This is a genomic window from Bradyrhizobium elkanii WSM2783 (genome assembly GCF_000472865.1).
Taxonomy (GTDB): Bacteria; Pseudomonadota; Alphaproteobacteria; order Rhizobiales; family Xanthobacteraceae; genus Bradyrhizobium; species Bradyrhizobium elkanii_A.
Map to the genome: position 1 here is coordinate 126,606 of NZ_AXAP01000008.1, position 23,853 is coordinate 150,458.

21 protein-coding genes and 1 pseudogene are annotated in these 23,853 nt (G+C 61.7%); 12 read left to right on the top strand and 10 right to left on the bottom strand.

Features of this window, described 5'->3' with window-relative positions; translation table 11 throughout:
* The first annotated feature begins 3 nt into the window (after positions 1–3).
* Complete coding sequence (locus YY7_RS0110270; protein ID WP_028163158.1) at positions 4–1,545, top strand: class I adenylate-forming enzyme family protein; 1,542 nt, start codon at positions 4–6, stop codon at positions 1,543–1,545.
* A gap of 12 nt (positions 1,546–1,557) precedes the next feature.
* On the opposite strand, the gene YY7_RS51280 is transcribed toward YY7_RS0110270, so the two are convergent.
* Positions 1,558–2,598, bottom strand: coding sequence for a winged helix-turn-helix transcriptional regulator (locus tag YY7_RS51280; RefSeq protein WP_035689760.1), 1,041 nt, complete (start codon positions 2,596–2,598; stop codon positions 1,558–1,560).
* 178 nt (positions 2,599–2,776) lie between these two features.
* Between YY7_RS51280 and YY7_RS0110280 the strand changes: the two genes are divergently transcribed.
* Both YY7_RS0110280 and YY7_RS51285 read left to right on the top strand, forming a co-directional pair.
* Positions 2,777–4,003: an ABC transporter substrate-binding protein gene (locus tag YY7_RS0110280; RefSeq protein ID WP_028163159.1), complete on the top strand. Its 1,227-nt coding sequence runs from the start codon at positions 2,777–2,779 to the stop codon at positions 4,001–4,003.
* Positions 4,004–4,068: 65 nt separating this feature from the next.
* Positions 4,069–5,643 carry a 4-hydroxyphenylacetate 3-hydroxylase family protein gene (locus tag YY7_RS51285; RefSeq protein WP_051396639.1) on the top strand — a complete coding sequence of 525 codons (1,575 nt, stop codon included), beginning with the start codon at positions 4,069–4,071 and terminating at the stop codon, positions 5,641–5,643.
* A gap of 633 nt (positions 5,644–6,276) precedes the next feature.
* Here YY7_RS51285 and YY7_RS0110290 read toward each other — a convergent pair.
* The 6 genes from YY7_RS0110290 to YY7_RS0110320 form a co-directional block, all read right to left on the bottom strand.
* Positions 6,277–7,683 carry an amidase gene (locus YY7_RS0110290; protein ID WP_028163160.1) on the bottom strand — a complete coding sequence of 469 codons (1,407 nt, stop codon included), beginning with the start codon at positions 7,681–7,683 and terminating at the stop codon, positions 6,277–6,279.
* Between the two features lie 86 nt (positions 7,684–7,769).
* Entirely contained in the window at positions 7,770–8,468 is a 699-nt protein-coding gene (locus YY7_RS0110295; protein WP_028163161.1) for a cyclase family protein, read from the bottom strand.
* A 22-nt stretch (positions 8,469–8,490) separates the two neighbouring features.
* The gene (locus tag YY7_RS0110300; RefSeq protein WP_028163162.1) at positions 8,491–9,225 is read right to left on the bottom strand and encodes an ABC transporter ATP-binding protein; all 735 of its coding nucleotides are present in this window, start codon (positions 9,223–9,225) and stop codon (positions 8,491–8,493) included.
* A complete protein-coding gene (locus tag YY7_RS0110305; protein ID WP_028163163.1) occupies positions 9,222–11,018 on the bottom strand; it encodes a branched-chain amino acid ABC transporter ATP-binding protein/permease in 1,797 nt (598 codons plus the stop codon). The genes YY7_RS0110300 and YY7_RS0110305 overlap by 4 nt, the downstream gene beginning before the upstream one ends.
* Positions 11,015–11,890, bottom strand: a complete 876-nt coding sequence (locus YY7_RS0110310; RefSeq protein WP_028163164.1) for a branched-chain amino acid ABC transporter permease — start codon at positions 11,888–11,890, stop codon at positions 11,015–11,017. Before YY7_RS0110310 ends, YY7_RS0110305 begins: the two co-directional genes overlap by 4 nt.
* Before the next feature lie 194 nt (positions 11,891–12,084).
* Positions 12,085–13,230: an ABC transporter substrate-binding protein gene (locus YY7_RS0110320; RefSeq protein ID WP_245287248.1), complete on the bottom strand. Its 1,146-nt coding sequence runs from the start codon at positions 13,228–13,230 to the stop codon at positions 12,085–12,087.
* A gap of 311 nt (positions 13,231–13,541) precedes the next feature.
* Between YY7_RS0110320 and YY7_RS0110325 the strand changes: the two genes are divergently transcribed.
* Both YY7_RS0110325 and YY7_RS60190 read left to right on the top strand, forming a co-directional pair.
* The gene (locus YY7_RS0110325; RefSeq protein ID WP_028163166.1) at positions 13,542–14,489 is read left to right on the top strand and encodes a LysR family transcriptional regulator; all 948 of its coding nucleotides are present in this window, start codon (positions 13,542–13,544) and stop codon (positions 14,487–14,489) included.
* Positions 14,490–14,619: 130 nt separating this feature from the next.
* Positions 14,620–14,798, top strand: a pseudogene (locus tag YY7_RS60190) (tripartite tricarboxylate transporter permease); the annotation flags it as partial.
* 133 nt (positions 14,799–14,931) lie between these two features.
* On the opposite strand, the gene YY7_RS63010 reads toward YY7_RS60190, so the two are convergent.
* Positions 14,932–15,126: a hypothetical protein gene (locus YY7_RS63010; RefSeq protein ID WP_245287249.1), complete on the bottom strand. Its 195-nt coding sequence runs from the start codon at positions 15,124–15,126 to the stop codon at positions 14,932–14,934.
* Between YY7_RS63010 and YY7_RS65005 the strand changes: the two genes are divergently transcribed.
* Positions 15,049–15,357: a hypothetical protein gene (locus tag YY7_RS65005; protein ID WP_245287250.1), complete on the top strand. Its 309-nt coding sequence runs from the start codon at positions 15,049–15,051 to the stop codon at positions 15,355–15,357. The genes YY7_RS63010 and YY7_RS65005 overlap by 78 nt on opposite strands.
* Before the next feature lie 5 nt (positions 15,358–15,362).
* Here YY7_RS65005 and YY7_RS65010 read toward each other — a convergent pair whose 3' ends face one another.
* Positions 15,363–15,731 (bottom strand): transposase, encoded by a 369-nt coding sequence (locus YY7_RS65010; protein WP_028163167.1) that lies wholly within the window; start codon positions 15,729–15,731, stop codon positions 15,363–15,365.
* Between the two features lie 310 nt (positions 15,732–16,041).
* On the opposite strand from YY7_RS65010, the gene YY7_RS51290 reads away from it, so the two are divergent.
* The 6 genes from YY7_RS51290 to YY7_RS0110375 are packed head-to-tail and all read left to right on the top strand — an operon-like array spanning position 16,042 to position 22,430.
* On the top strand, positions 16,042–17,298 hold the full coding sequence (locus YY7_RS51290; protein ID WP_051396640.1) for a transporter substrate-binding protein: 1,257 nt from the start codon (positions 16,042–16,044) through the stop codon (positions 17,296–17,298).
* Positions 17,299–17,349: 51 nt separating this feature from the next.
* On the top strand, positions 17,350–18,957 hold the full coding sequence (gene urtB / locus YY7_RS0110355) for an urea ABC transporter permease subunit UrtB (RefSeq protein WP_028163168.1): 1,608 nt from the start codon (positions 17,350–17,352) through the stop codon (positions 18,955–18,957).
* The gene (gene urtC, locus YY7_RS0110360) at positions 18,954–20,048 is read left to right on the top strand and encodes an urea ABC transporter permease subunit UrtC (RefSeq protein WP_028163169.1); all 1,095 of its coding nucleotides are present in this window, start codon (positions 18,954–18,956) and stop codon (positions 20,046–20,048) included. Before urtB ends, urtC begins: the two co-directional genes overlap by 4 nt.
* Positions 20,045–20,773, top strand: coding sequence for an ABC transporter ATP-binding protein (locus tag YY7_RS0110365; RefSeq protein ID WP_028163170.1), 729 nt, complete (start codon positions 20,045–20,047; stop codon positions 20,771–20,773). The genes urtC and YY7_RS0110365 overlap by 4 nt, the downstream gene beginning before the upstream one ends.
* Positions 20,774–20,775: 2 nt before the next feature.
* Entirely contained in the window at positions 20,776–21,468 is a 693-nt protein-coding gene (gene urtE / locus YY7_RS0110370) for an urea ABC transporter ATP-binding subunit UrtE (RefSeq protein WP_028163171.1), read from the top strand.
* Positions 21,469–21,491: 23 nt separating this feature from the next.
* A complete protein-coding gene (locus tag YY7_RS0110375) occupies positions 21,492–22,430 on the top strand; it encodes an acetamidase/formamidase family protein (protein ID WP_028163172.1) in 939 nt (312 codons plus the stop codon).
* Between the two features lie 271 nt (positions 22,431–22,701).
* On the opposite strand, the gene YY7_RS0110380 is transcribed toward YY7_RS0110375, so the two are convergent.
* Positions 22,702–23,853, bottom strand: a complete 1,152-nt coding sequence (locus tag YY7_RS0110380) for a xanthine dehydrogenase family Fe-S subunit (RefSeq protein WP_028163173.1) — start codon at positions 23,851–23,853, stop codon at positions 22,702–22,704.

Here is a 23,853-nt window from a genome sequence, read left to right on the forward strand (position 1 = left end):
ACGATGCTGCACGTTGATCTGATCGCGCCGATCGCGACACTCCTCGATCGTCACGCGAAGAAACGGCCGGACCAGATCGCGTACTGGGACACGACCCGGTCCGTCACCTACGCGCAGCTCGCTGAGCGCACAGCGTCGATCGCCGCGAATCTGACGAAGGCGGGTCTCGGGGAGGGCGACAAGCTTGCGATCTATCTGCCGAACGGCGTGGACTGGATCGAGATCTGTCTCGCCGCGCTGCGGGCCGGCGCCGTCGTTGTGCCGATCAGTATCGACGCGGCGGAAGGCGAAATCAGCTATCGCCTGACGGATGCGGGCTGCACTCTCATCGCCACGACGGCCGCGAGAAAAGACCTGGTCGGAAAGATCTGCAGCGATGCCGGCATTGCGGCGGCGACGATTTTCGTCGGTGCGGACGCTGAACAGGCCGGGACGTCGACGGCGGAGCTCGCGAACAGCCGCGCGGCAGCGCCGCTCGACCCGAACGACATCGATCGGTCTTCGTTCATCATCTACACCTCGGGTACCACGGGAAGGGCGAAGGGGGTGCTGCTGTCGCTGCGCGGTATGCTGTGGATCGCCGCCGCCTGCTGGGCGCCGATCGGAGGCTTGACGGAGAAGGACGTCGTTCTCTCGCCTTTGCCTCTGTTCCATTCCTACGGTCTCAACCTGTCAGTGCTCAGCGTGCTTGCGGTAGGCGCGAGCGAACACATCATGGAGCGGTTCTCTCCTCAGCAGGCGCTCGATCTGTTGCAGACCGGCAAGTATTCGATCATGCCGGGCGTCCCGACGATGTTCCACTACCTCCTGCATCGAGCTCAGGAATCAGGCATCGAGCATCTCGGATCTGTGCGCCTGTGCATCTCGGCGGGCGCGATCATGCCCGCGAGCCTCAACAAGACCTTCGAGGAGCGCTTCAGGACGCGCCTCCTTGACGGATACGGCATTACGGAGACTTCCACGATGGTCACGATGAACTGGCTGCACGGCGCGCGGCCGATGGGCTCGTGCGGATTGCCGGTACCGGGGCTTGCCGTGCGTATCGTCGATCCGTCGTCGTTGGAGGATGTGCCGATCGGCGCGGAGGGCGAACTGATCGTCCGTGGTCCCAACTTGATGCAGGGCTATCACAACAAGCCGGAGGAGACGGCATCGGCACTGCGCAAGGGCTGGTATCACACGGGCGATCTCGCGAAGTCGGATCCTGCGGGATATCTGACGATCACCGGCCGTATCAAGGAACTGATCATCCGCGGCGGTCAGAACATCGCCCCCGCCGAGATCGAGGAGGTTGTCGTCAGGTATCCGCAAGTCAAGGACTGCGCGGTGGTCGGCGTGAAGCACGCGACGTTAGGCGAGGTGCCTTGCCTCTTCGTCGTCGCCAAGCAGAATGAACTGGATGTTTCTTCGCTGATGGAGCACTGCAGAGCACATCTGTCGTCCTACAAGATCCCCGAGGCGATACATCTGGTCGGCGAGATTCCCCGCACGGGCTCGGGCAAGATCATGCGCTTCAAACTGGTCGAAGCGTTGAGCCAGGTGTGAGGGAAACCACCGTCAGTCGACGGATCGCGGCCCCAGCGCTCCGAACGACTTTGGATCGTAGGTGAGGCGGTACCGCATATCGGCGGCGACGATGGGCTGCTTGCAGCGGTCGCAGCAGACCGAAGCGTGGAAATCGTGTCCGCATTTGAGATGCGTGAGAATGAGCGGAGGCCTGCTCTTCGCGAGCCAGCGGTCGCCCCATCGCAACATCGCGATGAACGGACCGTAGAGGTCCATTCCCATGTCAGAGAGGAGGTATTCGTACCGATCGGGCGAGCTTTGATATTGCCTGCGATAGAACACGCCGCTGGCGACGAGTCGGTTCAACCGGTCGGTGAGGATATTTGGCGCGATCGCGAGTTCCGTCAAAATCTTGTCGTAACGTCGGTTGCCGAAAAAGCCCTCGCGGACGACCATGAAGCTCCACTTGTCGCCGATGATCTCCAAGGCACGCGACACCGAACTTGGTCGCCCAAGGAGGAACCGGCTTCCGTCGGAGGCGCGTCTGGTGTTGCGGCCTTCCTTCGCGGGACATCGTCCGGCGCCCGGGCCGTCACGGTATTTGGCGTCGCGGGCGGAGACGCTCTCCCCACAATGCGAGCACGTGATGACCGGATGGCTGTCGCAGCCGCAGCTCGTGTGGATCAGCGTCAACGGAGGAGGCTTGCCCTTGGCGAGCCAGCGATCGCCGAACTGCATTAGAGCGATGAAGCTCGGATAGAGATCGAATCCCATCTTGGTCAGACGGTATTCCTTGCGCTGGGAGGACCCGCGCGCGACCTGGCGGAAGATCGCGAGCTGCGTGAGCTTCTTCAGCCGGTCAGTCAGGGTTGCCCGCGGAATGCCGAGAGCCGAGCGGAAAGCTTCGAACGTCTGCGTTCCGAAGAAGGCCTCGCGGATGATCAGAAAGGCCCAGGCATCCGAGACAATGTCGAGCGTACGTGCGACCGAACAGTTGCGCTCGGTCCTGACGGTGTTCGTCCGACTCGCGGCCGCTTTCGGCCCTGGCCTGGGAGAGGGCTTGGCTGTTTGAATCTTGCCGGCGACGGGCATTCAGGACGGTCCATTCACGCAGCCGCGGTAACGGCGGCCTTCGAAAGATGCGCACCTCTATCACATCGACGCGATTGACTTGCAGGAAATATAAGTCTAGTTATGCATGTAACTAAGTCTAGTTATGCTAGTCATAAAAACAGAATCGGTTGCATATGCATGCCTGGGGAGGAGTGCCATGAAGTTGAAAATCGGTAGTGTGCTGATCGCGACAGCGGCGATCTCGTTCGTGAACGGCGGCGCCTGCGCCCAGACCACGGCGATCTCGGACGATGTCGTCAAGATCGGCGTGCTGACGGACATGTCCGGCCAGTTCTCACACGAATCCGGCGACGGGTCGGTGACAGCGGTGAAGATGGCCGTCGAGGATTTCGGTGGCAAGGTGCTGGGAAAGCCGATCGAGGTGCTCGTTGCCGATCACCAGAACAAGCCCGACACCGCCTCGGCGCTGGCGCGCAAATGGTTCGACGTCGAACACGTCGACATGATAGGCAATCTCATCAACTCCTCGATCGCGCTCAGCGTGTCCCAGCTCGCCAAGGACAAGAACAGGATCGCGATTATCAATGGCTCTGGCTCTTCCCGGCTCACCAATGATGCCTGCACGCCGAACAGTATCCACTACGCCTACGACACGTATGCGTTGGCTCGGGGGACTGGCAGCGCCCTGATGAAGGCCGGCAAGAAGAGCTGGTATTTCCTGACCGCGGACTATGCATTCGGGCATGCGCTTGAGGCAGATACCTCCGCAGTCGTCAAGGCGCTCGGCGGGGGAGTGGTCGGAGCAACGAGATATCCGGTCGAGGCTTTCGACCAGTCTTCATTTCTCCTGCAGGCGCAATCTTCCAAGGCCGAGGTCGTCGCTTTGGCCGGGTCGGGGAGTGTTCTGGTCAACTCGATCAAATCAGCCCAGGAGTTCGGCATTCCTGCGGGCGGACAGACGCTTGCCGGCCTGCTTGTCTGGATCACTGACATCAAGAGCCTCGGTTTGAGCTCGGCGCAAGGATTGGTCCTGACAAACGCCTTCTACTGGGACCGCGACGACGAGACGCGCGCATGGTCGAAGCGCTTCTATGAGCGCATGAAGCGTATGCCGCACATGGGCGACGCGGGGGACTATTCGTCGACCATGCACTATCTCCGGGCGATCCAGGCGGCCGGCACCGACGAGGCGCACGCCGTCATGAGCAAGATGCGCGAGATGCCTATCAACGATTTTTTCGCCAAGAATGGCCAGATCCGCCAAGACGGGCGCATGGTGCACGACATGTACGTCTACGAAGTCAAGAAGCCGTCCGAGTCGAAGGGCGAGTGGGATTACTATAAGCTGCGCGAAGTGATCCCCGGCGATCAGGCGTTCCGTCCGCTCAAGGACAGCGTCTGCCCGCTGGTCAAGAAGGGCTGAAGCAAGTGGGTAACGCGGGCCCCGATGCGGTCGCACCGCGGGCCCGCTTCGTTGGAGGTGTCGTAATGGACCAGAAACTCGTCGCATCCGGTTCGACCGCCGGGTCCCAAAATCCGATCCGATCCGGCGCCGACTACATCGAGAGCCTGAGGGGGCGGAAGCTGAAGGTCTATCTGATGGGCGAGCCGGTCGAGGAACCGGTCGACCATCCGATCATCCGGCCCTCGATCAACGCGGTCGCCAAGACGTACGATCTCGCCAACGATGATCCGGAACTGGCGTCTGCCGTCTCGCCGTTCACCGGAAATCGCGTGAACCGCTTCCTGCACGTTTCGACGAGCACGGCCGATCTCGTCATGCAGAACAAGATGCAGCGCCGCCTGGGGCAACTGACGGGTACGTGTTTTCAACGCTGTGTCGGCATGGATGCGCTCAATTCCCTGCATTCGGTGACGTACGATTTGGACGACAAGTGCGGGACCGACTATCATGCTCGGTTCACAAAATTCCTCGCGCGGATGCAGAGCGACAACCTGGTCATAGGCGGCGCGATGACCGACGTGAAGGGGGACCGTGGCAGATCGCCGTCGCAGCAGGCAGATCCGGATCTGTTCGTTCATGTCACACGCCGGACCCCGGAAGGCGTCTACGTGAGTGGTGCGAAGGCGCACCAGACGGGCTGCTTGAATTCGCACTGGCTGATCGTGATGCCGACGATGAGACTCGAGGCAGCCGACAGGGATTACGCCATCGTCGGCGCGGTACCCGTCGACGCGATGGGCATCACCTACATCTACGGCCGGCAATCCTGCGATACGCGCAGCGCCGAAGGTGGAGACATCGACGCGGGCAATGCGCACTTTTCCGGCCAGGAGGCGATGATCGTTTTCGAGGACGTCTTCATTCCGCGGGAGCTCGTGTTCCTCGACGGCGAGTTCGAATTCGCCTCCACGCTGGTCGAACGTTTCACCTGCTATCATCGCCGCAGCTATGTCTGCAAGACGGGCGTCGGCGACGTCCTGATCGGCGCGGCGGCGACCATCGCGGATTACAACGGGGTCGAGCGCGCCTCTCATGTTCGCGATAAGCTCGTCGAGATGACCCATCTGAATGAGACCATCTACGGCGCCGGCATCGCTGCGAGCCACCAGGGGATTGCGATGAGGTCTGGAGCGTGCCTGCCGGACGAAATGCTCGCGAACGTCTGCAAGCATCATGTTACGCGGCTGCCCTACGAAATCGGCCGGCTGGCCCAGGACCTCGCGGGCGGATTGATGGTGACGCTGCCCTCGGAACGGGAGTTCCGGCACAAGACGATCGGTCCGATCGTTGAGAAGTATCTGAAGGGACGTCCCGATGTCGCGACCGAGGACAGGATCCGGATCCTTCGTCTGGTGGAGAATATGACGCTCGGCAGAAACGCAGTTGGCTATTTGACGGAATCCATGCACGGTGCGGGCTCGCCGCAGGCACAGCGGATCCAGATTGCGCGATCGATGCAGCTCGAGTTCAAGAAGACGTTGGCGAAGTCGCTGGCCGGCGTAGCATCCGCACCGCGCGCCGAGATCGTAGACGATCTTTCGACCTACATGGCTAGAGTGTTCGCGCCGGTCTCGGACCGAGCGAAGCCGCCGGGTTAAAGATGCCGTCTACGACCGTGACCGTATCGATGGCCGCCCGAGAGTCGACTAGCCGGATTTCGCAATTGCTCGAAGCGAATTCGGCTGCGCGGGGAGGGCAGCTGTTCGGAGATTGCTCCGATTCGGTCGTGAGCCGCTGGCTGGGCGACGGGATGCGGCTCCGTGGCGCCTGTGATGGACTGGAGCGAAGGTTCAGATATTTCAATCGGTTAGTAGGGTGCGTGTGCACCAGGAGATCAAGAAGAATCTATTGAGAGCAAGTGTGGGCGATCGTTCTTTGGAGTGATGGGACGTCCGCAGAAGCGCTGGGCGGCCTAGAGAGTTGGATAGGGCAGGGGGCACGCGAACGACTAGGAGCTGATCGCGCCCGTCACAAGGAGAGCTCGGTGATCGGTCGGTCGCGAAGAACTGCGCCAATGACAGTGAAGACAAAAATTGGTGTTGGGGTTCGAGTCGCTTCCCCGCTGCTACGGGCTAAGATCCCTCACGCCAATCTACTTTGGCGGACCGAGTGCCCAATGAGGCGCTTCGGCTTGCGTCCAGGAGCCGAATAAGAGTCGGCTGGCATGGGGCGGTGGCACTCTTCCCGCCTTGCATGGAGTTGGCGAGGCCGACATCATCTGCCTCATAAGATCAGATCGGATAGTTTCGTACATTGTATCCGGGGATCTGGGCTCGTTCGAATGCAGCGGCCAGGCGCACCACGTCGTGCTCGCTGTGTGATCGTCCGACGATCTGAAGCCCGACCGGCATTCCGTCCGTCGCGATTCCCGCGCAGACCGACGCAGCCGGCTGCCCGGTGAGATTGAAGGGATACGTATAATAGACCCATGAAACGAGATTTCGGTCTGATAACTCGTCGGGAATATTTTTGCCAACCTCAAGCGAGGTGACGGGAAGGACCGGAGAAATCAACACGTCATAACGCTCGAAGAAACCGCGAACGGTGTCGCGCAGCGCATAGCGGGAAAATACCTTGGTGTAATAATCGCGCATGTCCTGGGTCAGCGCCGGATCGAGCACATCGGCGACCGCCGGATCGAGCAGGTCGCGCTGATTCTCCATGAAGGATCGTAGACGAATGCCCACGCCGGCATAAAATTCCGCCGTCCATAAGTCCGCGGGATCGGCGTCGAAGACCTTCTCGACAAGATCGACCTGGCAGCCGAGCGTTCCAAGCGTTTCTGCGGCACGGTCGGTCAGCTTGAGGACTTCGGCATTGGGCCGCGCGTAGCCCAAGGTCGGGCTGTAAGCCACTCTCATTCCGGCGACGGGTTGCGCCAGCGCCGCAATGACGTCCGGGACGGGGCCGGCGACGCTGAACGGATCGCGGCGATCGAAGCCGGCGATAACGGAAAATAGCAGCGCGGCGTCCTCGACCGAACGCGCCAGCGGACCAACATGTGCAAGTGTTGGTGTCGCGGAAGTCGGCCACACCGGTACGCGGCCGAACTGCCCCTTGATTCCGGTAAGGCCGCAGAAGGAAGCGGGGATACGGATCGATCCACCGCCGTCGGTGCCGAGCGCGAAGGGCGTGATACCTGCGGCAACCGATGCGGCCGCGCCGGCACTCGAGCCGCCCGGCGTCTTGTCCAGGTTCCAGGGATGGCGGGTGATGCCGGTAAGCCGGTTGTCCCCCACCGGCTTGCAGCCGAATTCACTTGTCGTGGTCTTGCCGATCAGGATGCCGCCAGCAGCCCTGGCCCGCTCGACCGCCGGCGCATCCACGGAGGCGATGTTCGACCTCATCGTCAGAGAACCGGACGCGTAACCGACGCCCTTCACCGCCATCAAGTCCTTCGCAGAGAACGGAATGCCATGGATCGGGCCGAGGGGATCGCCCTTCATTACGGCGGCTTGGGCCTGCCGGGCCGCGGCGAGGGCCTCGTCCGGCATCAGCAGATAAAATGCATTGAGCGTCGCTTGCGTCGCCTCGGCTTTCTCGAGCGCACGCTTCGTCAAATCGACCGGCGATATCTCCCTGGCGACAACGCGTCGGCGCATCTCCGTTGCGCTCATAGTGTCGAATTCGGCCGACATCGCTGTAACCTCTTTGCAGGAGAGAAATTCCGGACGGCACGCAGGGAACGCCGTCCGGATTGTTTCGCAAGTTCGGTGAGGCGGCCCTAGTTGATGACGGCAAAGGCGCGCACTGGTGATCCCGAACCACCCTTGAACTTCAACGGTACGCCGAAGAACTGGAATTCGCCCTTGCCGATCAGTTCTTCAAGATTGACCAGCCATTCCCAATGGCTGATGCCAAGGTCGCGGCACAGGCGGTGTTGCGCGAAGATATTGTCGGTCGGCTTGTCGGTTGACGGTCCTTCAACGCCGTGCATCTTCGACCCGCGCTCGTGAAGCCACCTCGTGGCTTCGACGGTCAGAAGTGGATTCTTCCAGACTGAATCGAGACTGGGATAATTGCGTTTGTGGAAGCCGGTGCAGAGCAGCACGATATGCCCGTTGACCTTGACACCGGCTTTCTTCTCGGCCGCCTCCATGTCCGCAACCGTGATGTCGCCGAGATCCGGGATATGCTGCAGGTCGAAACAAACGGCCTTTCCCATGAACATTTCCAGCGGCATTTCGTCGATCGGCTTGCCGCTCGGGTTGACATGCTTGAACGCATCGACATGCGTTCCGACGTGATCGAGCATCGCGATGAAGTTTGTCTGGAAGGTCATGGGATCGCCGGGCACGCCGAGATTGGCTGACTTCGTGCTCTCGTGGCTCATGTGAACCGCCACCACCGGCCGCTGAAAAAGCTTGTGCGCTGGCATGTTGTCTTCGATAGTCAGGCTGAGATCAACGATACGCTGAGCCATGGTCACTCCTTAGGCTTTGGGGTTAAGAACGCTTCTTCTTGCCGAGGAATGCTTCCATCACCTCGGGGTCGCGGGCGAGTTCGCAACTCGGGCCCTGGCGCGTGATGCGTCCGTTGGACACCACGAATCCGTAATCGGCGACCGCGAGCGCATGCGAAGCAAGCTGCTCGACGAGCAGTATGGTCAGGCCTTCCCGGTTGAGCTTGCTGAGCGTCGCCAACAATTGATCGACGATCTTCGGCGCCAGACCGAGTGACAGTTCGTCGATGATGAGAAGCTCAGGCCGTGCCATGAGGCCGCGGGCAATCGCGAGCATCTGCTGCTCGCCGCCGGACATGCTGCCCGCCTGCTGCTGCAATCGCTCGTTCAATCGCGGAAACAGCTCGAGAACCTTTTCGAACGTCGCGCGCGAAGCCTCGTCCTTCAGGCCGCCGCGCAGATAGGCTCCAAGAATGAGATTATCCTTCACCGTCTGGTCCGGAAACAGCAGCCGCCCTTCCGGGACCATCACAAGCCCACGGGCAACCTTGCGGTCGGCACTCAGGTGAGCGGTGTCCTCGCCACGGAAGTAGACCTGTCCGGCGGACGGCCGGACCAGACCGGTTGCGCCGCGCACCATCGACGATTTTCCGGCGCCGTTATTGCCGATTACCGCGACAAACTGGCCGCGGCTGATCGTGAACGATACGCCACGCACCGCAATGGCCGCACCGTAGCGCAACTCCATGTCGCGGACGTCGAGCAGCGCCTCGCTCATGCCCTTGCCTCTTGCGGTCGCGCATGCGAGAGCGACGTTCCGAAATAGGCCTCGATCACGCGTGGGTCGTTCTGAACTGTGGCCGGCGTGTCGCTTGCGATCACCTGCCCATAGTCGAGCACGGTTACGGTGTCAGCGAGCGCCATGATCAGGTCGACATGATGTTCGATCAACAGCACCGAAATGCCGAGGCTCGCGATGCGGCGTATCATCGCCTCGAGATCGTCGATCTCTTGGGAAGTGAGGCCGGCCGCCGGCTCATCAAGCAGCAGAAGTCGGGGCTTGGTCGCGAGTGCGCGTGCGATCTCCAGCCGGCGCTGCAGGCCGAACGGCAAGTGCCGCGCTGTATCATTGGCTTGCGGCAACAGTCCGACGAAATCCAACAGGCCGATGGCGGCCGCTCGGCATTCACGCTCGTCGTGCCGCATCCTCGGCGTGCGCAGCAACGCGCCGGCGAGTCCGTAGCGCAGGCGCTGGTGGTAGCCGACCATTACATTGTCGAGCACACTCAAGTCACCGAACAACTCGGTGTTCTGAAAGGTTCTCGCCAGCCCGAGCCTCGCAACGTCGTATGAACGGCGTGCCGTCAGCCCGATCCCATCCAGTTCGAACCATCCCTCGTTCGGCTGGTAAAAGCCGGAAACCGTGTTGACGAAGGTGGACTTGCCTGCGCCATTGGGGCCGATCAGCGCGTGTATTTCGCCGCCCTTGACCCGCAAGGAGACCTTCGACAGGGCCATCAAGCCACCGAACCGCACGGTCAAATCGCCTGCAACGAGTTCCGCCGGAAGCTCGCGGGCTTCATGATGCAAGCTCTTCTCGGCTGGAACGCCTTCCGACGATGCCGGAGCGGGATCGGGCGGGCGGAGACGGTCGAACAGCGAGCGCAGCGTCCCGACGATGCCGAGAGGCATGACGAACATCACCAGCAGCAACAGCGCGCCATAGGCGAATCTCTGCCAAACCTGAAACTGCTGAAGATATTCCGGCAGGTAGGTCAGAATGTACGCGCCGATGACGCCGCCGAAGGTAGATCCCGCGCCGCCGAGGATCACCATCAAAAGGAAGCGCACGCTGTCGGAGAACGTGAAGATGTCCGGCGAGATGTAGGAGTTCAGGAAGGCGTACAGCGCGCCGGCAATTCCCGCGGTCACTGATGCCACGGCAAAGGAGAGCGTGCGGATGGCGGTTGGGTTGATGCCGAGCGCGCGTGCCGCAGTTTCGCTTTGGGCGACGGCAAGCATTGCGCGTCCATATCGCGAATATCGCAGATGGTGGATGAGCAGGACCGCGACGAACAGAGCTCCCGCCAGGACCCAGTAGAAGGCGAAGCCGGACAGTTTGATGCCGAAAAGATTCGGTCGGGGTATGGACGTCAGTCCTGTTGTGCCTCCGGTGAGAGACTGCCATTCGATTGCAACGTTTTCGACGATGATGCCGAAGGCAATGGTCACCACCGCGAGATAGACGCCGCGCACGCGCACCGATGGATAGGCGAGCAGGGCGCCGAAGAGACTGCAGACGACGGCCGCGCTGATGCAGCAAGCGACGACATCAAAATGCAGCCGCGTCGCGAGGATCGCCGCGGTGTATGAACCGAGCGCGAAGAAACCGGCTTGCCCCAGTGAAACCAGACCGCTTAGTCCGACAAGAACGTTCAGTCCGGCTGCAATCAGGCCATAGATCAGGAACAGCATGAACAGGCGTAGTTCGTATTCGTTGGCGGCCTGAAGCGGAACCGCGATCAGGACGAGACCGAAGACGAGGAAGCCGGTCGCGTTGAGGTGCCTCATACCTTGAGAACCTCACGCTTGCCGAACAGGCCTTGCGGGAACGCGAGCAAGACCAGAATCATCACGCTGAAGCCGACGATCTCGCGGGCAGCCGTCGAGACATAACCCTCAACGAACTTCTCCATCACGCCGAACGCGAAACCGGCGATGACAACGCCCGGCGCGCTGGTGATGCCGCCGATGATGGCGACCGCGAAACCCTTCAAGCCCAGGATCGCGCCCATGCTGGCTGATACCTGGATCACCGGCGCGACGAGGATTCCGGCGGCCGCGCCAAACAGGGATGCGAGGCCGAACGAGAGTGCCGTGATGCGGTTGACGTTGATGCCCATCAGGGCGGCTGCCTGCTTGTTGTGGGCGACGGCCTGCATGGCACGGCCGACCAGCGTGTGCCGCTGCAGCAGCTTGAGGCCAATCACGACGGCCACGGCAAAAACGGGAATGAAGAGTTCCTGGGGGTAAACGCCCGCTCCAAGGATATGAACGGCGCCTGCCACGCCGGGCGATGGCAGCGGCCGCGAGAATCCACCAAACTGCAGGGTTGCGAGCGCCTCGGTCATGACCCCGACAGCCAACGTGGTCAGCATCCAGCCGACCGACGTCGCCGCACCCACGAACGGACGGACCGCAAATCGTTCCAGCAGAATGCCGAATATGCCGCCGGCGGCGATACCGAGAAGACAGGCGAGGGGCATCGGCACGCCCTGATCGACGCCGATCACCGCGACCACGGCCCCCAGCATGAGCGTGTCGCCATGCGCAAAGTTTACCGCCTTCGCCGCCGACCACATGATGTGGAAGCCGAGTGCGACGAGCGCATAGATGCCGCCGATGGCAAGGCCCGACAGGATGTATTGGATGGTCGTCGTCACTGCTGGACTCGCGGCTTGCGATCAAATCGGCCGGTTGGACGCGGCGCGGTCGATTTGCGCTCGTTATCGAAGGCAATCGTAGCGTGTTTGGCCGATGCCATTCGCAGCGCGATCACGATGTTGATTGATGCTGGTCACGGCAGCCAGCGTTGCGGGTGCTCAGGCGGAGTCCGCAACGCTGGAAGTGTCTGTCGTCAGTTTGTCTTGCCGTAAGCCGTCTGCTCGATCGGCAACAGCTTCCCGTCAACCCACACTGTGAGCTTGTAGTACTTTGGCAGGATTGCATCCTGACGTTCGGGATCGGACGCGTCGAAGGCCGGCTTATATTCGGCGACCAGGCCGTCGTAGTCCACGGTATAGAGGGCCTGGCGAACCTTCTCCCAATCGTAGGATTGTGCCTTTTCGATCGCCCTGGCGATGATGTGGACAGCATCATAGGCGTTGGCGACGCCGGAACCCATCTTGATCTCAGCGGGATCCTTGAGGCCGTATTTGGCCTTGACCTTGTCCCAGAGCGCCAGCTTCTTTGCGTCCATTGACCCCATGAAAGTATAGGTCTGGATCACCTCGACGCCGTTGGCGAGCGGCCCGGCCAGTTCTCCGAGGTTGCCGGCAATACCCCACGCGCCGATGATGGTAGGTTTCCAGCCGACCTTGTCCATCGAGCGCAGGATCTGGTTTCCCTCGCGGTCGAGCGCCCAGAACAGCGCGACGTCGGCGCCCGCGTCGCGCGCGCGGATAACCTGCGGCGACATGTCCTGGTCGCCCCAGTTGAAGGTCTCGGCTGCGGCCAGCTCCTTGCCTTTCTTCGCCATCGCATCCTTCACGTCGGCGATCGCGCCATTGCCCCAGCCGGTATTCTCATAAAAGAATGCGACCTTGCCCGACTTCGAGGCTTTCAGCGCCTGGTCGACAAGATAGCGCGCGACCCACTTGTCCTTGGCGGAGACACGGAACATGAAGTTCGGGTTGCGGCCATTTTCGATCGCTTTCGTATTGGCCGCGAGCACGCCGACATAGGGAATGCCGATGTCATTGACCGGTTCGGCTTGCGCTACGGCGACCGTCGAGTGGTAGCCGCCGAGGATAGCAATGCATTTGTCGGCCAGCGCGATGCGGCGGGTATTGTCGACGCCGCGAGGCGGCGCGCCGGCATCGTCGTACTGAATGAAGCTGAGCTTCTTTCCAAGCACGCCGCCCTTCCCGTTGATCTCCTCGATCGCGATCTCGGCTCCCATCTTGATGGCCTGCCCGCCGAAGGCTGCGGGGCCGGTCGTGGCTGAAGAATTGCCAATGCAAGGCATCTGCTCGGCAACCGCCACCGCCGATAACAAACTCATCATCGTCACCGCCGCGAGCCCGGCGCCAACCCCAATTCGCGAAGTCATAACTGATCTCCGATGCCTTTTTGCTGAAAAAACGCCCCTTCTTGTCGGCAGCTAACGAGAAAAGAACTTCGAGAACAAAGATCAAATTCCAATGGTCTGATATAGGAAAAACCTATGTCGCCTTGCGTGCTCTCGTTTCAAGCAGCTTGACGGCGGGGAAATGATTGATTTTAATGCGCTATATCTTCTGCTAGGCAATAGTTTTCGCTGATGCTCAATTTGAGAGCAGGACAGCAGTGACATATTGAAGCGTCTCCGCCGCGATGGATCTCCGCCAGCTTCGATACTTCGTGCAGATATTCGAGAGCGGCAATGTTTCGCGCGCGGCCGAGGTGCTGCGCATCGCCCAGCCTTCCCTCAGTCAACAGATCAAGCAACTGGAAGAGGAACTCGGCGTCGAATTGCTCGTGCGGCATGCGCGCGGGGTCACGGCTACCGAGCGCGGCCAGCAACTTTATGATCACGCCCGACGCATCCTCGACGAAGTCGACCACGCCAAGAAGAACGTGCGTTCGCAGACGCTTGCGCCGTCGGGACGTGTCTCCGTCGGGCTCCCGACATCAGCGGCGAGAGGACTTTCATTGCCGCTATTCGAGGTGATGGCAAGACGGCTTCCGAACGTCACGCTGCATCTCGTCGAGGCCATGACCGGCTTCCTGGACGAATTGATCCAGGCAGGTAGGCTCGACGTAGCTCTCCTGTACAATCACAAGGCGTTCGAGCATGTCGCCTGGACCGAGATGATGACCGAGGACCTGATGCTGTTCGTCGCCAAGGACAGTCCGATGGCCAGGCGGAAATCGGTCCCGTTCAGGAAGGTCTTCGCAGGCGATCGTATCGCGCTGCCTGGGCGGCCAAACGTGTTGCGCGTGGTGATTGAGCAACTCGCGGCGCGTCACGATGTGACGCTCACGGTCAAGGACTGCGACAGCCTGCCTGCAATCAGCAAGCTGGTGTGCGACGCCAACTACATGGCCGTCATGCCGCATTTTGCGTTCACCGATGAGCTCAAGCGAGGCGAGATGGTTGCAATTCCCATCGTCGACCCGGTGCCCTCATGGACTCTCGCGGTGGTGGTTTCGCAGCGGACCATGAACGCTCGGGGCAGCGAAGCGGTGGCCCGTATCATGGCGGATTTGATCGCGGAGATGGTTGAGCAAGGCACCTGGCGGGCGAAGTTGCACGGCGACAAGGTCACTGCGGAACGTTGACCGCGGTTCGTCCATCCCGGACGGGAACAATTGACGGTTCGCCGAACTCTTTTCGTCACGTAGTTCCCGTCTTTGTCGGAGTATCGTATTTCAGATGCAACCAGAGCTGCCTGACCTGATACTCGGCTGCAACGTGGTCGCCGTCGCGCTGGCGCTGCTCACCGTTCCGATATTCGCCGGCTTGATGCGGATTCCGTTTGTCATCATCGCGCCCCTGATCGCGATCATCTATGTAGTGGCGGCTACTCGGTGCCGAACTCCTATCTCGACGTCGTCATGAAGCTCGGCTTCGGCGTCGTCGGCTATCTCGTGGCCGGGGTAGCGCTATAACTGCTGCCGCTTGCACTCCAGATCGCGCAAATCCCGCGCGGGCCGGCGCGTCGCTGCCGCCATGCCCATTCCTATGAGCCATCGTCCGTCCCGGATCTGACCGGGCCTGGCGCTACGGTTGCGCCATTCGAACAGCCGAGCGCCCTCCCGCAGTCGGTCGGCCATCTTGCGATAGGTTTCGGGGTTCGAGCCGGGATCGTAGGCGACGACTTCGATCTCGCGACCGAGGATGGATGCCGCCAGCTTCGTTGATCTCCTGGATGGCGAGCGCCGTGTCGAAGAAATGCTCGGCTTCCAAGACCGCCATCGAACCGGTACGCGAAAAAAGCACGCCGACGCGCCAGACGTCCCGATCGGATTGTTTCGCGGGTTGCTTCGCCGTCATCATGAAATACTCTCCAGCGCTGGCAGGGGAACGAACGGATCTGCTCAGCTTTCGATCGCAACAAAGCTGCTCACCAGCGGCTTGGCAACCGTCCAGCCATACCGGGCGGGCCAAAATTGTTGTTCGAAATCAGCGAAATGCCGCCTCGTTTGAAGGCGTCAGCGCATGTAGCGGATCGAGGCAAAACGACCCAGGCAGGCGCCGCGCGACTGCTCTGCAGCTTCCACCGACGCCTGGCTCGAGCCGAAATCCTGACGCGGGATTTTGTCCAGCGTTGCTCTCGCGCGGCCGTCGTGGCGGTTCTCCGACAGCTTGTCGAGCATGGTGCGCAGGCGCTGGTTCTCGATCTCAAGCTCCCGCAGATGACGAAGGGCGGGCGAGGTGAGACCGCCATAACGTTTGCGCCAACGATAGAAGGTCCGCAGCGAGACACGGGCCGTGCTACAAATTTCGGCAATCGAAATGCCGGCATCTGCCTCTTCGAGCAGGAATAAAATTTCGTGTTCAGTGTGCTGTGAGCGGCGCATCGGCGTGGACCCTCATACGTGACCGATTACGGGCATATCGCATAGATTTCAGCCATTTGATAGAGACGCGATGCTTGCGCTGCCGGCATGACGGCAACGCCGTTTGATGCATCGCGGGTGTTGCGCACATTGCGTCATTGCGGTCGCCCCGCGAGGCAAAGGTAACATCCTAAATGGCAAAAGTGACATCACGATTCGAGAAGCAAAGTCCTTGCCGAGCGCTTGAGCACACCTGAATACTATTTGGCGTTGCCTGACCAAATGCCATGATTTGAAATCGGACAGCACTCGGAGAGCAGAGGTCCGATCCATGGCAAGGTTTTCACGGCGTTCGTTTCTTCGCGGAACTGGACTTGGCGCGGCGGCGGCACTGACGACGTCGGTCGCTATGCCGGCAATCGTGCGTTCCGCAAGTGCAGCCGGCGGCACGGTCAGGCTCGGCTGCCTGTTTTCGTCGTCGGGGACGATGGCCAACATCGAGGGCCGCTTGAATCACGTCGTGAAGATGGCGGCGTCGGAAATCAACGCGAAGGGGGGCGTCAACGGCCGCACCATCGAGGTCATGGTCTCCGATCCCGCCTCCGACTGGCCGCTCTACGCGCAGATTGGCAAGCAGATGCTCGACCAGGACAAGGTTGCAGCACTGTTCGGCTGCTGGACCTCGGTCTCGCGCAAAACCGTGCTTCCCGCGGTTGAGCAGGCCAACGGGCTGCTGTTCTACCCGCTGCATTTCGAGGGTGACGAGAATTCGAAGAACGTCGTCTATGTCAATTCGCCACCCGCGAGCTCGGTGCTGCCGGCGGTCGATTATCTGATGAGCGAAGACGGTGTCAGCGCCAAGCGCTTCTTCATGCTCGGCTCGGATTACGTCTGGCCGCGTACGATCAACAAGCAGCTCAAGGGTTACTGGAAGTCCAAGGGCATCGCCGAGAGCGCCTGGAAGGAAGAGTACGTCCCGCTTGGCTTCTCCAACTTCCAGACGCTGGTCAACCAGATCCGCGCCTTCGCGGACGCGGGCGGCGGCAAGCCGATCGTGGTGCTGACGGTGGTTGGTTCGTCAATCCCGGACTTCCTGCGCGAATTCGCCAATCAGGGGATCAAGGCGACCGACGTACCGGTGCTCGGGCTCGACATGGTCGAAGCCGATCTCGAAGGTCTCAACACGGAGCCGCTGGTCGGCCATCTCAATTGCTGGGCTTATCTGCAGAACGCCAAGGCGCCGGCGAATACGGCTTTCCTCAAGCAGTGGGCCGATTACGTGAAGGCCAACAACGTGCCGTTCAAGGCGGACGTCGCCATCGATCCGATGGTCTCGGCCTATGATGCGGTTCACCTCTGGGCCATGGCGGCAGCCAAGGCCAATTCGTTCGATGTGCCGGAGGTGACGAAGGCTTTCGCGGGTCTCTCCTTCGATTGTCCGTCCGGATACAAGCTCTCGATGACGGCCGACAACAACTATGTCTCGCGTGGCGTCTTCATCGGTTCGGTCAACGAGAAGCAGGGCTTTGACATTCTTTGGCAGTCCAAGGACACGCCAAAACCTGTTCCGTTCAGCCCTTACAGTTGATCCGTGATCGCAGGCTCGCCTGGACCGTCGGCTTTGCTCGGATGGTCGCGCATGATTCGTAGCCTTGCGCTTGTGTTGTGGGTGCTCGTTGTCGCGTGGTGCTCGACCGCTCATGCTATGGAGCGGGCCGATCTGATCGGCAAAGTGTGCGGCGACGCGGCGGCGATGGGGGAGGCAGGTCGCGCAATGATCGACATTGCGGCGGAGGGCTCCCCCGACGATCGCGCCTGGGCCGCGCTGATTCCACGCAGCGTGATGGATCGGAAACTGTCCTGCGATGCCACGGGCGCCGTCATCGCCTCGGCTGACGGGTCCGTTGACGCGCTGACGCGGGCGGCACGGAGCGCCGCCGACGGCAGCCGCTCGCCACTGCTTAGCCTGAAGAACAGAGCGATGTTTGAGACAGCCGACGCGGCGCTCGCTTTGCGTAGCTCGCCGGATCCCGCGCGCCGCGCTGCAGCCCTGCGCACGCTGGAACGGCAGGCCTCGAATCTGCCCGAGCAACTGTTCGAGGCAGCCGGCCGCGACGAGAGCAATCCTGGACTGAAAGCGCAGATCTCGGCAGTTGCGCAGGGAGCCGCTTTGAACTCACCCGACATGGACAAGCGCATCGCCGCGATTGGCCGCGTCGCGTCCAGTCCGGACCGGCGCGCGCTGGCGCTGGTAGGACCGCTGACAAACGATCCCGCCTACGGCGCGAATACCGACTTCAGGCGCGCCGTCGATGCGGCGAGCGCAGCGATCCGTCGAGGCATCACGATCGGCGACATGCTCGCCACGCTTTACAACGGCCTGAGCTTCGCGAGCATCCTGTTCATGGCCGCGATCGGGCTTGCGGTCATCTTCGGCCTGATGGGCGTAATCAATCTCGCGCAAGGCGAGTTCATCATGCTCGGCGGCTATATCACCTGGCTGGTGCAGGAAGCCTTGCGGCTGATCGCGCCCGGCCTGCTGCAGTGGTATCTCATCATTGCGATTCCCGCTGTCTTCCTGGTGACCGCTGCGATTGGCATCGTGCTGGAAGCGATCCTTCTGCGCCATCTCTATCGCCGTCCGCTGATGAGCCTGCTTGCGACCTGGGCGGTCAGCCTGTTCCTGATCAATCTGGTGCGCGTGACCTTCGGCACACAGAACCTCCAATTCGTCACTCCGTTCTACGTCACCGGCGGGGTGCCCGTGATCGGTGATTTCATCTTTACCTGGAACCGCATGTTTGCGATCGCGTTTGCGGTGGTCACGCTTGGCCTGACCTGGGGCTTGATGCGCCTGACCCCGCTGGGGCTGAACATCCGGGCCGTGACCCAGAATCGGACCATGGCCGGCTGTATTGGCATCGCCGTGCGCCGCGTCGACATGCTGGCGTTCGGACTTGGTTCGGGACTTGCAGGATTGGCAGGGTTGGCGCTTGCGCCAATCTACAGCGTCAATCCGCAGATGGGACAGAACTTTGTCATCGACAGCTTCATGGTGGTGGTGCTCGGCGGCGTCGGCACGATCGCCGGCACCATCGTCGCAGCCCTTGGCATCGGACAGATCAATGTGCTGATCGAGCCGCTGTGGGGCGCGGTTGCGGCCAAGGTCATCGTGCTCCTGATGATCATCGGTTTCCTGCAATGGCGGCCGGAAGGCCTGTTCGCCATCAAGGGACGCCGGAAATGAGCTCAATCTGGTCGGACCGGCCGTTCCTGGCTGTGTTGGCTGCAGTGCTTGCGGTAGCGCTGTCGCTGGTCACGTCCATTGCGGTTCCATTCGGCTTGTCCGCTTATCTCGCCAATGCCATCGGGCAACTCGCGGCCTTCGCGGTGCTGGCGCTGTCGCTCGATCTGATCTGGGGCTATCTCGGTATCCTCTCGCTCGGACACGGGCTGTTCTTCGGCATCGGCGGTTATGTCGTCGCGATGTATCTCCTCAAGCATTCATTCGAGGTCACCGGCAAGGTGCCGGACTTCATGCAGTTCATGGGCTGGACGGCGTTCCCGTTCTATTGGGCGGGCTTTGGCTACTTTGTCTATGCTGCGCTTGTCGCTGTTGCCGTGACTCTCCTGATCTCCGGCGTGTTCGGCTACGTGTCGTTCCGCTCCCGGGTTGGCGGTGTCTATTTCGCGATCATCACCCAGGCGCTGGTCTATGTCGCGATGCTGCTGATGTTCCGCAACGATACTGGCTTCGGCGGCAACAATGGCATGACCGGGTTCGCCGTCATCTTCGGTTGGCCGATCGGCTCGCGCGGCGTCGTCATCTCGATCGCGGCGATCTCGGTCGTTGTCCTTGCCTTGACGATGCTCGGCTGCCGCCTGCTGCTGCAGAGCCGCTTCGGCATGCTCATGATCGCGGCGCGGGACGACGAGGTGAGGCTGCGCACGCTCGGCTATGACACCTTATTGTTGAAGCTCGCCGTCTGGTGCCTATCGGCGCTGATTGCGGCACTCGCCGGCATGCTCTATGTGCCGCAGGTCGGCATCATCAATCCCCGGCTGCTCGCGCCCGATCTGTCGCTCGAAATCGCGGTCTGGGTCGCGATCGGCGGACGAGGGCACCTGATCGGCGCCGTCATCGGCGCGGTGCTGGTCAATGCGATCAAGTTCTGGCTGTCGGCTGCCGCGCCCGAGCTCTGGCCGTTCATCCTTTCGGGGCTCATCGTGCTCGTCGTGTTCGTATTCCCGAACGGGCTCGTCGATCTCGCCGGGTTCAGGCTTCATCGCCCGCTGATCTCACGGCTGTCTTCCGAACCGGCGGAGCTGAACCGGTGAGCGGGACCGCGCTGGTGATCGACGCGGTGACGGTCGAGTTCGGCAGCTTTCGTGCCATCGATACGCTGTCGCTGGCGATCGATTTCGGCGAGGTCCGGGCGGTGATCGGGCCGAACGGCGCGGGCAAAACGACGTTGCTGGACGTGATCTCCGGCATCACGCAACCCAAGAAGGGCCGGGTGATCTTTGGCGACGCCACCGATGTGCTGCGCGCCGGTGAATCCCAGATCGCCCGTGCGGGCATCCGGCGGAAATTCCAGAAGCCGAGCATCTTCGAGGGCCTGAACGTACGCCAGCACATCGAGATCGGTGCGCAGGGCGGCCTGAAATGGTCTCTCTCGAGAGCCGAACTCGATCAACGCGTCGCAGAGGTTCTGGATGCTGTCGGCCTGTTGGCCCTGGCCAATCGCTCCGCATCCGAACTCGCACATGGACAGAAGCAGTGGCTGGAGATCGGCATGGTCCTGGCGTCAAACCCGTCCGTGCTGATGCTGGACGAGCCGGTCGCAGGCTTGACAGACGAAGAGACCGAACGCACGGCCGCTCTCGTGCGAAGTCTCAAGCGCGCCGATCGTGCCATCGTCGTGGTCGAGCACGACATGGATTTCGTCGAGCAGATCGCCGATCGCGTCACGGTCCTGCACGAAGGAAAGACGTTGTTCGAGGGCTCGATGGCGAATGCAAGGGCGGACGCGCGCGTCATCGACGTCTATCTGGGACGATAGGCATGCGCTTCCGCGTCGAGAACCTCGATCAGCATTACGGCAGCGCGCAGGTTCTGCGCAAGGTGGGCTTCGAGATCATGCCCGGCGAGTGTCTTGCCGTGCTCGGTCGCAACGGCGCGGGAAAGACCACACTGCTGAAATGCCTGATGGGCGTTCTGCCGGCGTCACGAGGCCGCGTGCTGGTCGACGACACTGAGATATCGGACTGGTCGTCGCATCGGCGCTCGGCCGCCGGACTGGCCTACGTGCCGCAAGGCCGCGAGATCTTCTCCGAGCTCACGGTCGGCGAGAACATCGAGGCTGCGGCCCGTGCGCACGGCACGTTCGGAACGGATGTCGTGGACGAAACTGTCGCGCTGTTTCCCGTGCTCAGTCAGATGTGGCGACGCGCCGGCGGCGCGCTCTCCGGTGGACAGCAGCAGCAGCTTGCGATCGCCCGCGCGCTCGTCACGAGGCCTGGCCTTTTGATCCTCGACGAGCCGACCGAAGGGATCCAGCCCAATCTCGTGGCCGCGATCAAGGATGTGCTGGCCTCGTTCAAGGGCAGGATCTCGCTGCTTCTGGTCGAGCAATATCTCGACTTCGCCGTCAGCCTTGCCGACGCGTTCGTCGTGCTGTCGCGCGGCTCGGTAGTCGAAGCGGGCCGCATGGATCAGTCGAGCCGCGAGTTGTTAAGTCGCCACATCGCCATCTAACATCACAACAAGAAAGCAAGCCCATGTCGCGCCGTCATGAAATTTCCTCCGCACCCGAGAACATGGTCTGGGGCTATCTCGACAGCACCACGCCGCCGGTTCTGGAGGTCGCGTCCGGCGACACTGTCACGCTGCATTCCTTCCCCGCCGGTGGAAAGGAGTGCCTGCCGGAGGATCGCAGCATCGTGCCGGCCGACTATCTGCTGGCGCTGGACACGCTGGCTCAGGGACCCGGCCCGCATTTCATCACAGGCCCGGTGTACGTGAAGGGTGCGAGGCCCGGCGATGTCCTCCAGGTCGACATTCTCAGCGTGAAGGTGCGGCAGGACTGGGGCTTCGTGTCGATCTTGCCGCTGCTGGGTACCTTGCCGGACGAGTTCACGGAATACGAAACGATTCATCCGAAGGTCGATCATGAACGCAATGTCTGCGTGATGCCCTGGGGTCTCGAGATCCCGCTTGACCCGTTCTTCGGCATCATTGCCACCGCGCCGCCGGCGGCCTGGGGCCGTTGCGGCTCGCCGGTACCGCGCAGCTTCGGTGGCAACATGGACAATAAGGAGCTTCGTCCCGGCACGACGCTCTATCTGCCGGTCTACAATGAAGGCGCGCTGTTCTTCGCCGGCGACGGACATGGCGTGCAGGGCGATGGCGAGGTCTGCATTACCGCGCTCGAAACTGGCGTGACCGGCACGTTCCGCCTGACGGTGCGTAAGGACATGGAGCTGTCATGGCCGTTTGCCGAGAGTTCGACGCATCTGATGTCGATCGGCCTCGATGAGGATCTCGACGATGCCGCGAAGCACGCGGTGCGCGAGATGGTCAAGCATATCTGCGCGCGCACCAACCTGTCTCGCAACCAGGCCTATATGCTCTGCTCGCTTGCCGGAAATCTGCGGGTCACCCAGCTCGTCGACGGCAACAAGGGCATCCATATGCTGTTGCCGAAATCCTATCTGTGAGCGCCAGCGCGGCCTCGTGCCGAATGACGGAGATGCAACGGAGCCGAACCATGTGCCGCTTCTCGATTGAGGTCGTGGCAATCAACGGCTCGCCGTACGGCCGCGCAGGTGAAACGTTCCTGGCGGACAGTCCCATTGTGGAGGGAGTTGAATTCTTGTCCTTCGAGTCGCCCCCCGCTACACAGGCAGCGATTTCCTACGTCAACCGACGATTTCCTGCAGGTTGGTACTGCAGATGGTGAAGGTGAGGTCGATCTCCCGATCGCGATGATCAGCGCCGTCCGGTCAGGCGGCCCTTCAGGATGGCCCACGCCAGGGACCAGAAGCTGATTGGCTTGAATAGGTCCGACGAAGCCGTTTCGCCCTTCAGTGAGCGTTCGAGATTGGCCGTGAAGTCAGACGTCAGGCGCTGCACAACGTCCTGCACCAGACCCGCGCGATTGAACTGCGCCAGCCGGCCGCTCAAACGCCATGACAAAGTGACGGCCAGGGTGCTCGCGGCAGCCGGATCGGCGTCGCCAGGCAACACGTGCCATTCGACTTCGCCCTCGGCGCTCGATCCAGATCCAGTGTCGCGTCCGCGACCGGTCATGCGGCCCTGACGGGCCGTCGCATCCAGGGTAACATTGCCGTCGCCCTTGAACGCAACTTTCATCGGCCCCAGCGCCATGTGCATGCGGCCTTCGATGTGGTCGCCGTCAATGGTCGTGATTTCCGCGCCGGGCAGGCAGGTTGCGACCTGTTTCAGATCAGTGAGCTTCGTCCATACTTCGGCCGGTGACGAGGCGATCTGAAGCCGCTGTTGGATCGAGGTCCATCCTTGCCGTGACGGCGTGGCCGCGACACTTGCGGAAGCAGGTCTCTTGGCTGGTGAAATAGCCTGCTCCACGAATTCGGCCGCTGGCGCGGCGGTTCGGACCGCGGTGGCTACGGCGGGAGCGACAGTTGCGGCCGGCTGCTTGCCTGCGCTGACCTCTAGGATCGCCTCGACGATGCCGACATAGCCGGTACAGCGGCACAGATTGCCCGAGAGTTCCTCGCGGATGCGCGCCGGCGTAACCTCGCCAAGGCGAACCACGATATCACGTGCCGTGATCAGCATGCCGGGCGTGCAGAAGCCGCATTGCAGGCCGTGATGCCTGGTGAACGCGGCACGCAGCTCACCCATGAGCGGATCGTTGTCGAATCCCTCGATCGTCGTCACCGAGGCGCCATCGGCGTCTCCGGCATAGCTGATGCAAGAGCGCTGCGGCTTGCCGTCGACAACCACTGTGCAGGCACCGCAGACGCCCTGTTCGCAACCGGCATGCGCGCCGGTCAGGTTGAGATCTTCGCGCAGCAATTCTAGCAATTGCGTGCGCGGCTCCGCGCTGGTGCGCACCGATCGGCCATTCACCGAAAGCGAGATATCGATCGCTAGCAT

Coding starts and splice junctions, on each gene's coding strand:
- YY7_RS0110270 (WP_028163158.1), top strand. CDS start 4: ATGCTGCACGTTGATCTGATCGCGCCGATCGCGACACTCCTCGATCGT.
- YY7_RS51280 (WP_035689760.1), bottom strand. CDS start 2,598: ATGCCCGTCGCCGGCAAGATTCAAACAGCCAAGCCCTCTCCCAGGCCA.
- YY7_RS0110280 (WP_028163159.1), top strand. CDS start 2,777: ATGAAGTTGAAAATCGGTAGTGTGCTGATCGCGACAGCGGCGATCTCG.
- YY7_RS51285 (WP_051396639.1), top strand. CDS start 4,069: ATGGACCAGAAACTCGTCGCATCCGGTTCGACCGCCGGGTCCCAAAAT.
- YY7_RS0110290 (WP_028163160.1), bottom strand. CDS start 7,683: ATGTCGGCCGAATTCGACACTATGAGCGCAACGGAGATGCGCCGACGC.
- YY7_RS0110295 (WP_028163161.1), bottom strand. CDS start 8,468: ATGGCTCAGCGTATCGTTGATCTCAGCCTGACTATCGAAGACAACATG.
- YY7_RS0110300 (WP_028163162.1), bottom strand. CDS start 9,225: ATGAGCGAGGCGCTGCTCGACGTCCGCGACATGGAGTTGCGCTACGGT.
- YY7_RS0110305 (WP_028163163.1), bottom strand. CDS start 11,018: ATGAGGCACCTCAACGCGACCGGCTTCCTCGTCTTCGGTCTCGTCCTG.
- YY7_RS0110320 (WP_245287248.1), bottom strand. CDS start 13,230: ATGAGTTTGTTATCGGCGGTGGCGGTTGCCGAGCAGATGCCTTGCATT.
- YY7_RS0110325 (WP_028163166.1), top strand. CDS start 13,542: ATGGATCTCCGCCAGCTTCGATACTTCGTGCAGATATTCGAGAGCGGC.
- YY7_RS65005 (WP_245287250.1), top strand. CDS start 15,049: ATGGATGCCGCCAGCTTCGTTGATCTCCTGGATGGCGAGCGCCGTGTC.
- YY7_RS63010 (WP_245287249.1), bottom strand. CDS start 15,126: ATGGCGGTCTTGGAAGCCGAGCATTTCTTCGACACGGCGCTCGCCATC.
- YY7_RS65010 (WP_028163167.1), bottom strand. CDS start 15,731: ATGCGCCGCTCACAGCACACTGAACACGAAATTTTATTCCTGCTCGAA.
- YY7_RS51290 (WP_051396640.1), top strand. CDS start 16,042: ATGGCAAGGTTTTCACGGCGTTCGTTTCTTCGCGGAACTGGACTTGGC.
- urtB (WP_028163168.1), top strand. CDS start 17,350: ATGATTCGTAGCCTTGCGCTTGTGTTGTGGGTGCTCGTTGTCGCGTGG.
- urtC (WP_028163169.1), top strand. CDS start 18,954: ATGAGCTCAATCTGGTCGGACCGGCCGTTCCTGGCTGTGTTGGCTGCA.
- urtE (WP_028163171.1), top strand. CDS start 20,776: ATGCGCTTCCGCGTCGAGAACCTCGATCAGCATTACGGCAGCGCGCAG.
- YY7_RS0110375 (WP_028163172.1), top strand. CDS start 21,492: ATGTCGCGCCGTCATGAAATTTCCTCCGCACCCGAGAACATGGTCTGG.
- YY7_RS0110380 (WP_028163173.1), bottom strand. CDS start 23,853: ATGCTAGCGATCGATATCTCGCTTTCGGTGAATGGCCGATCGGTGCGC.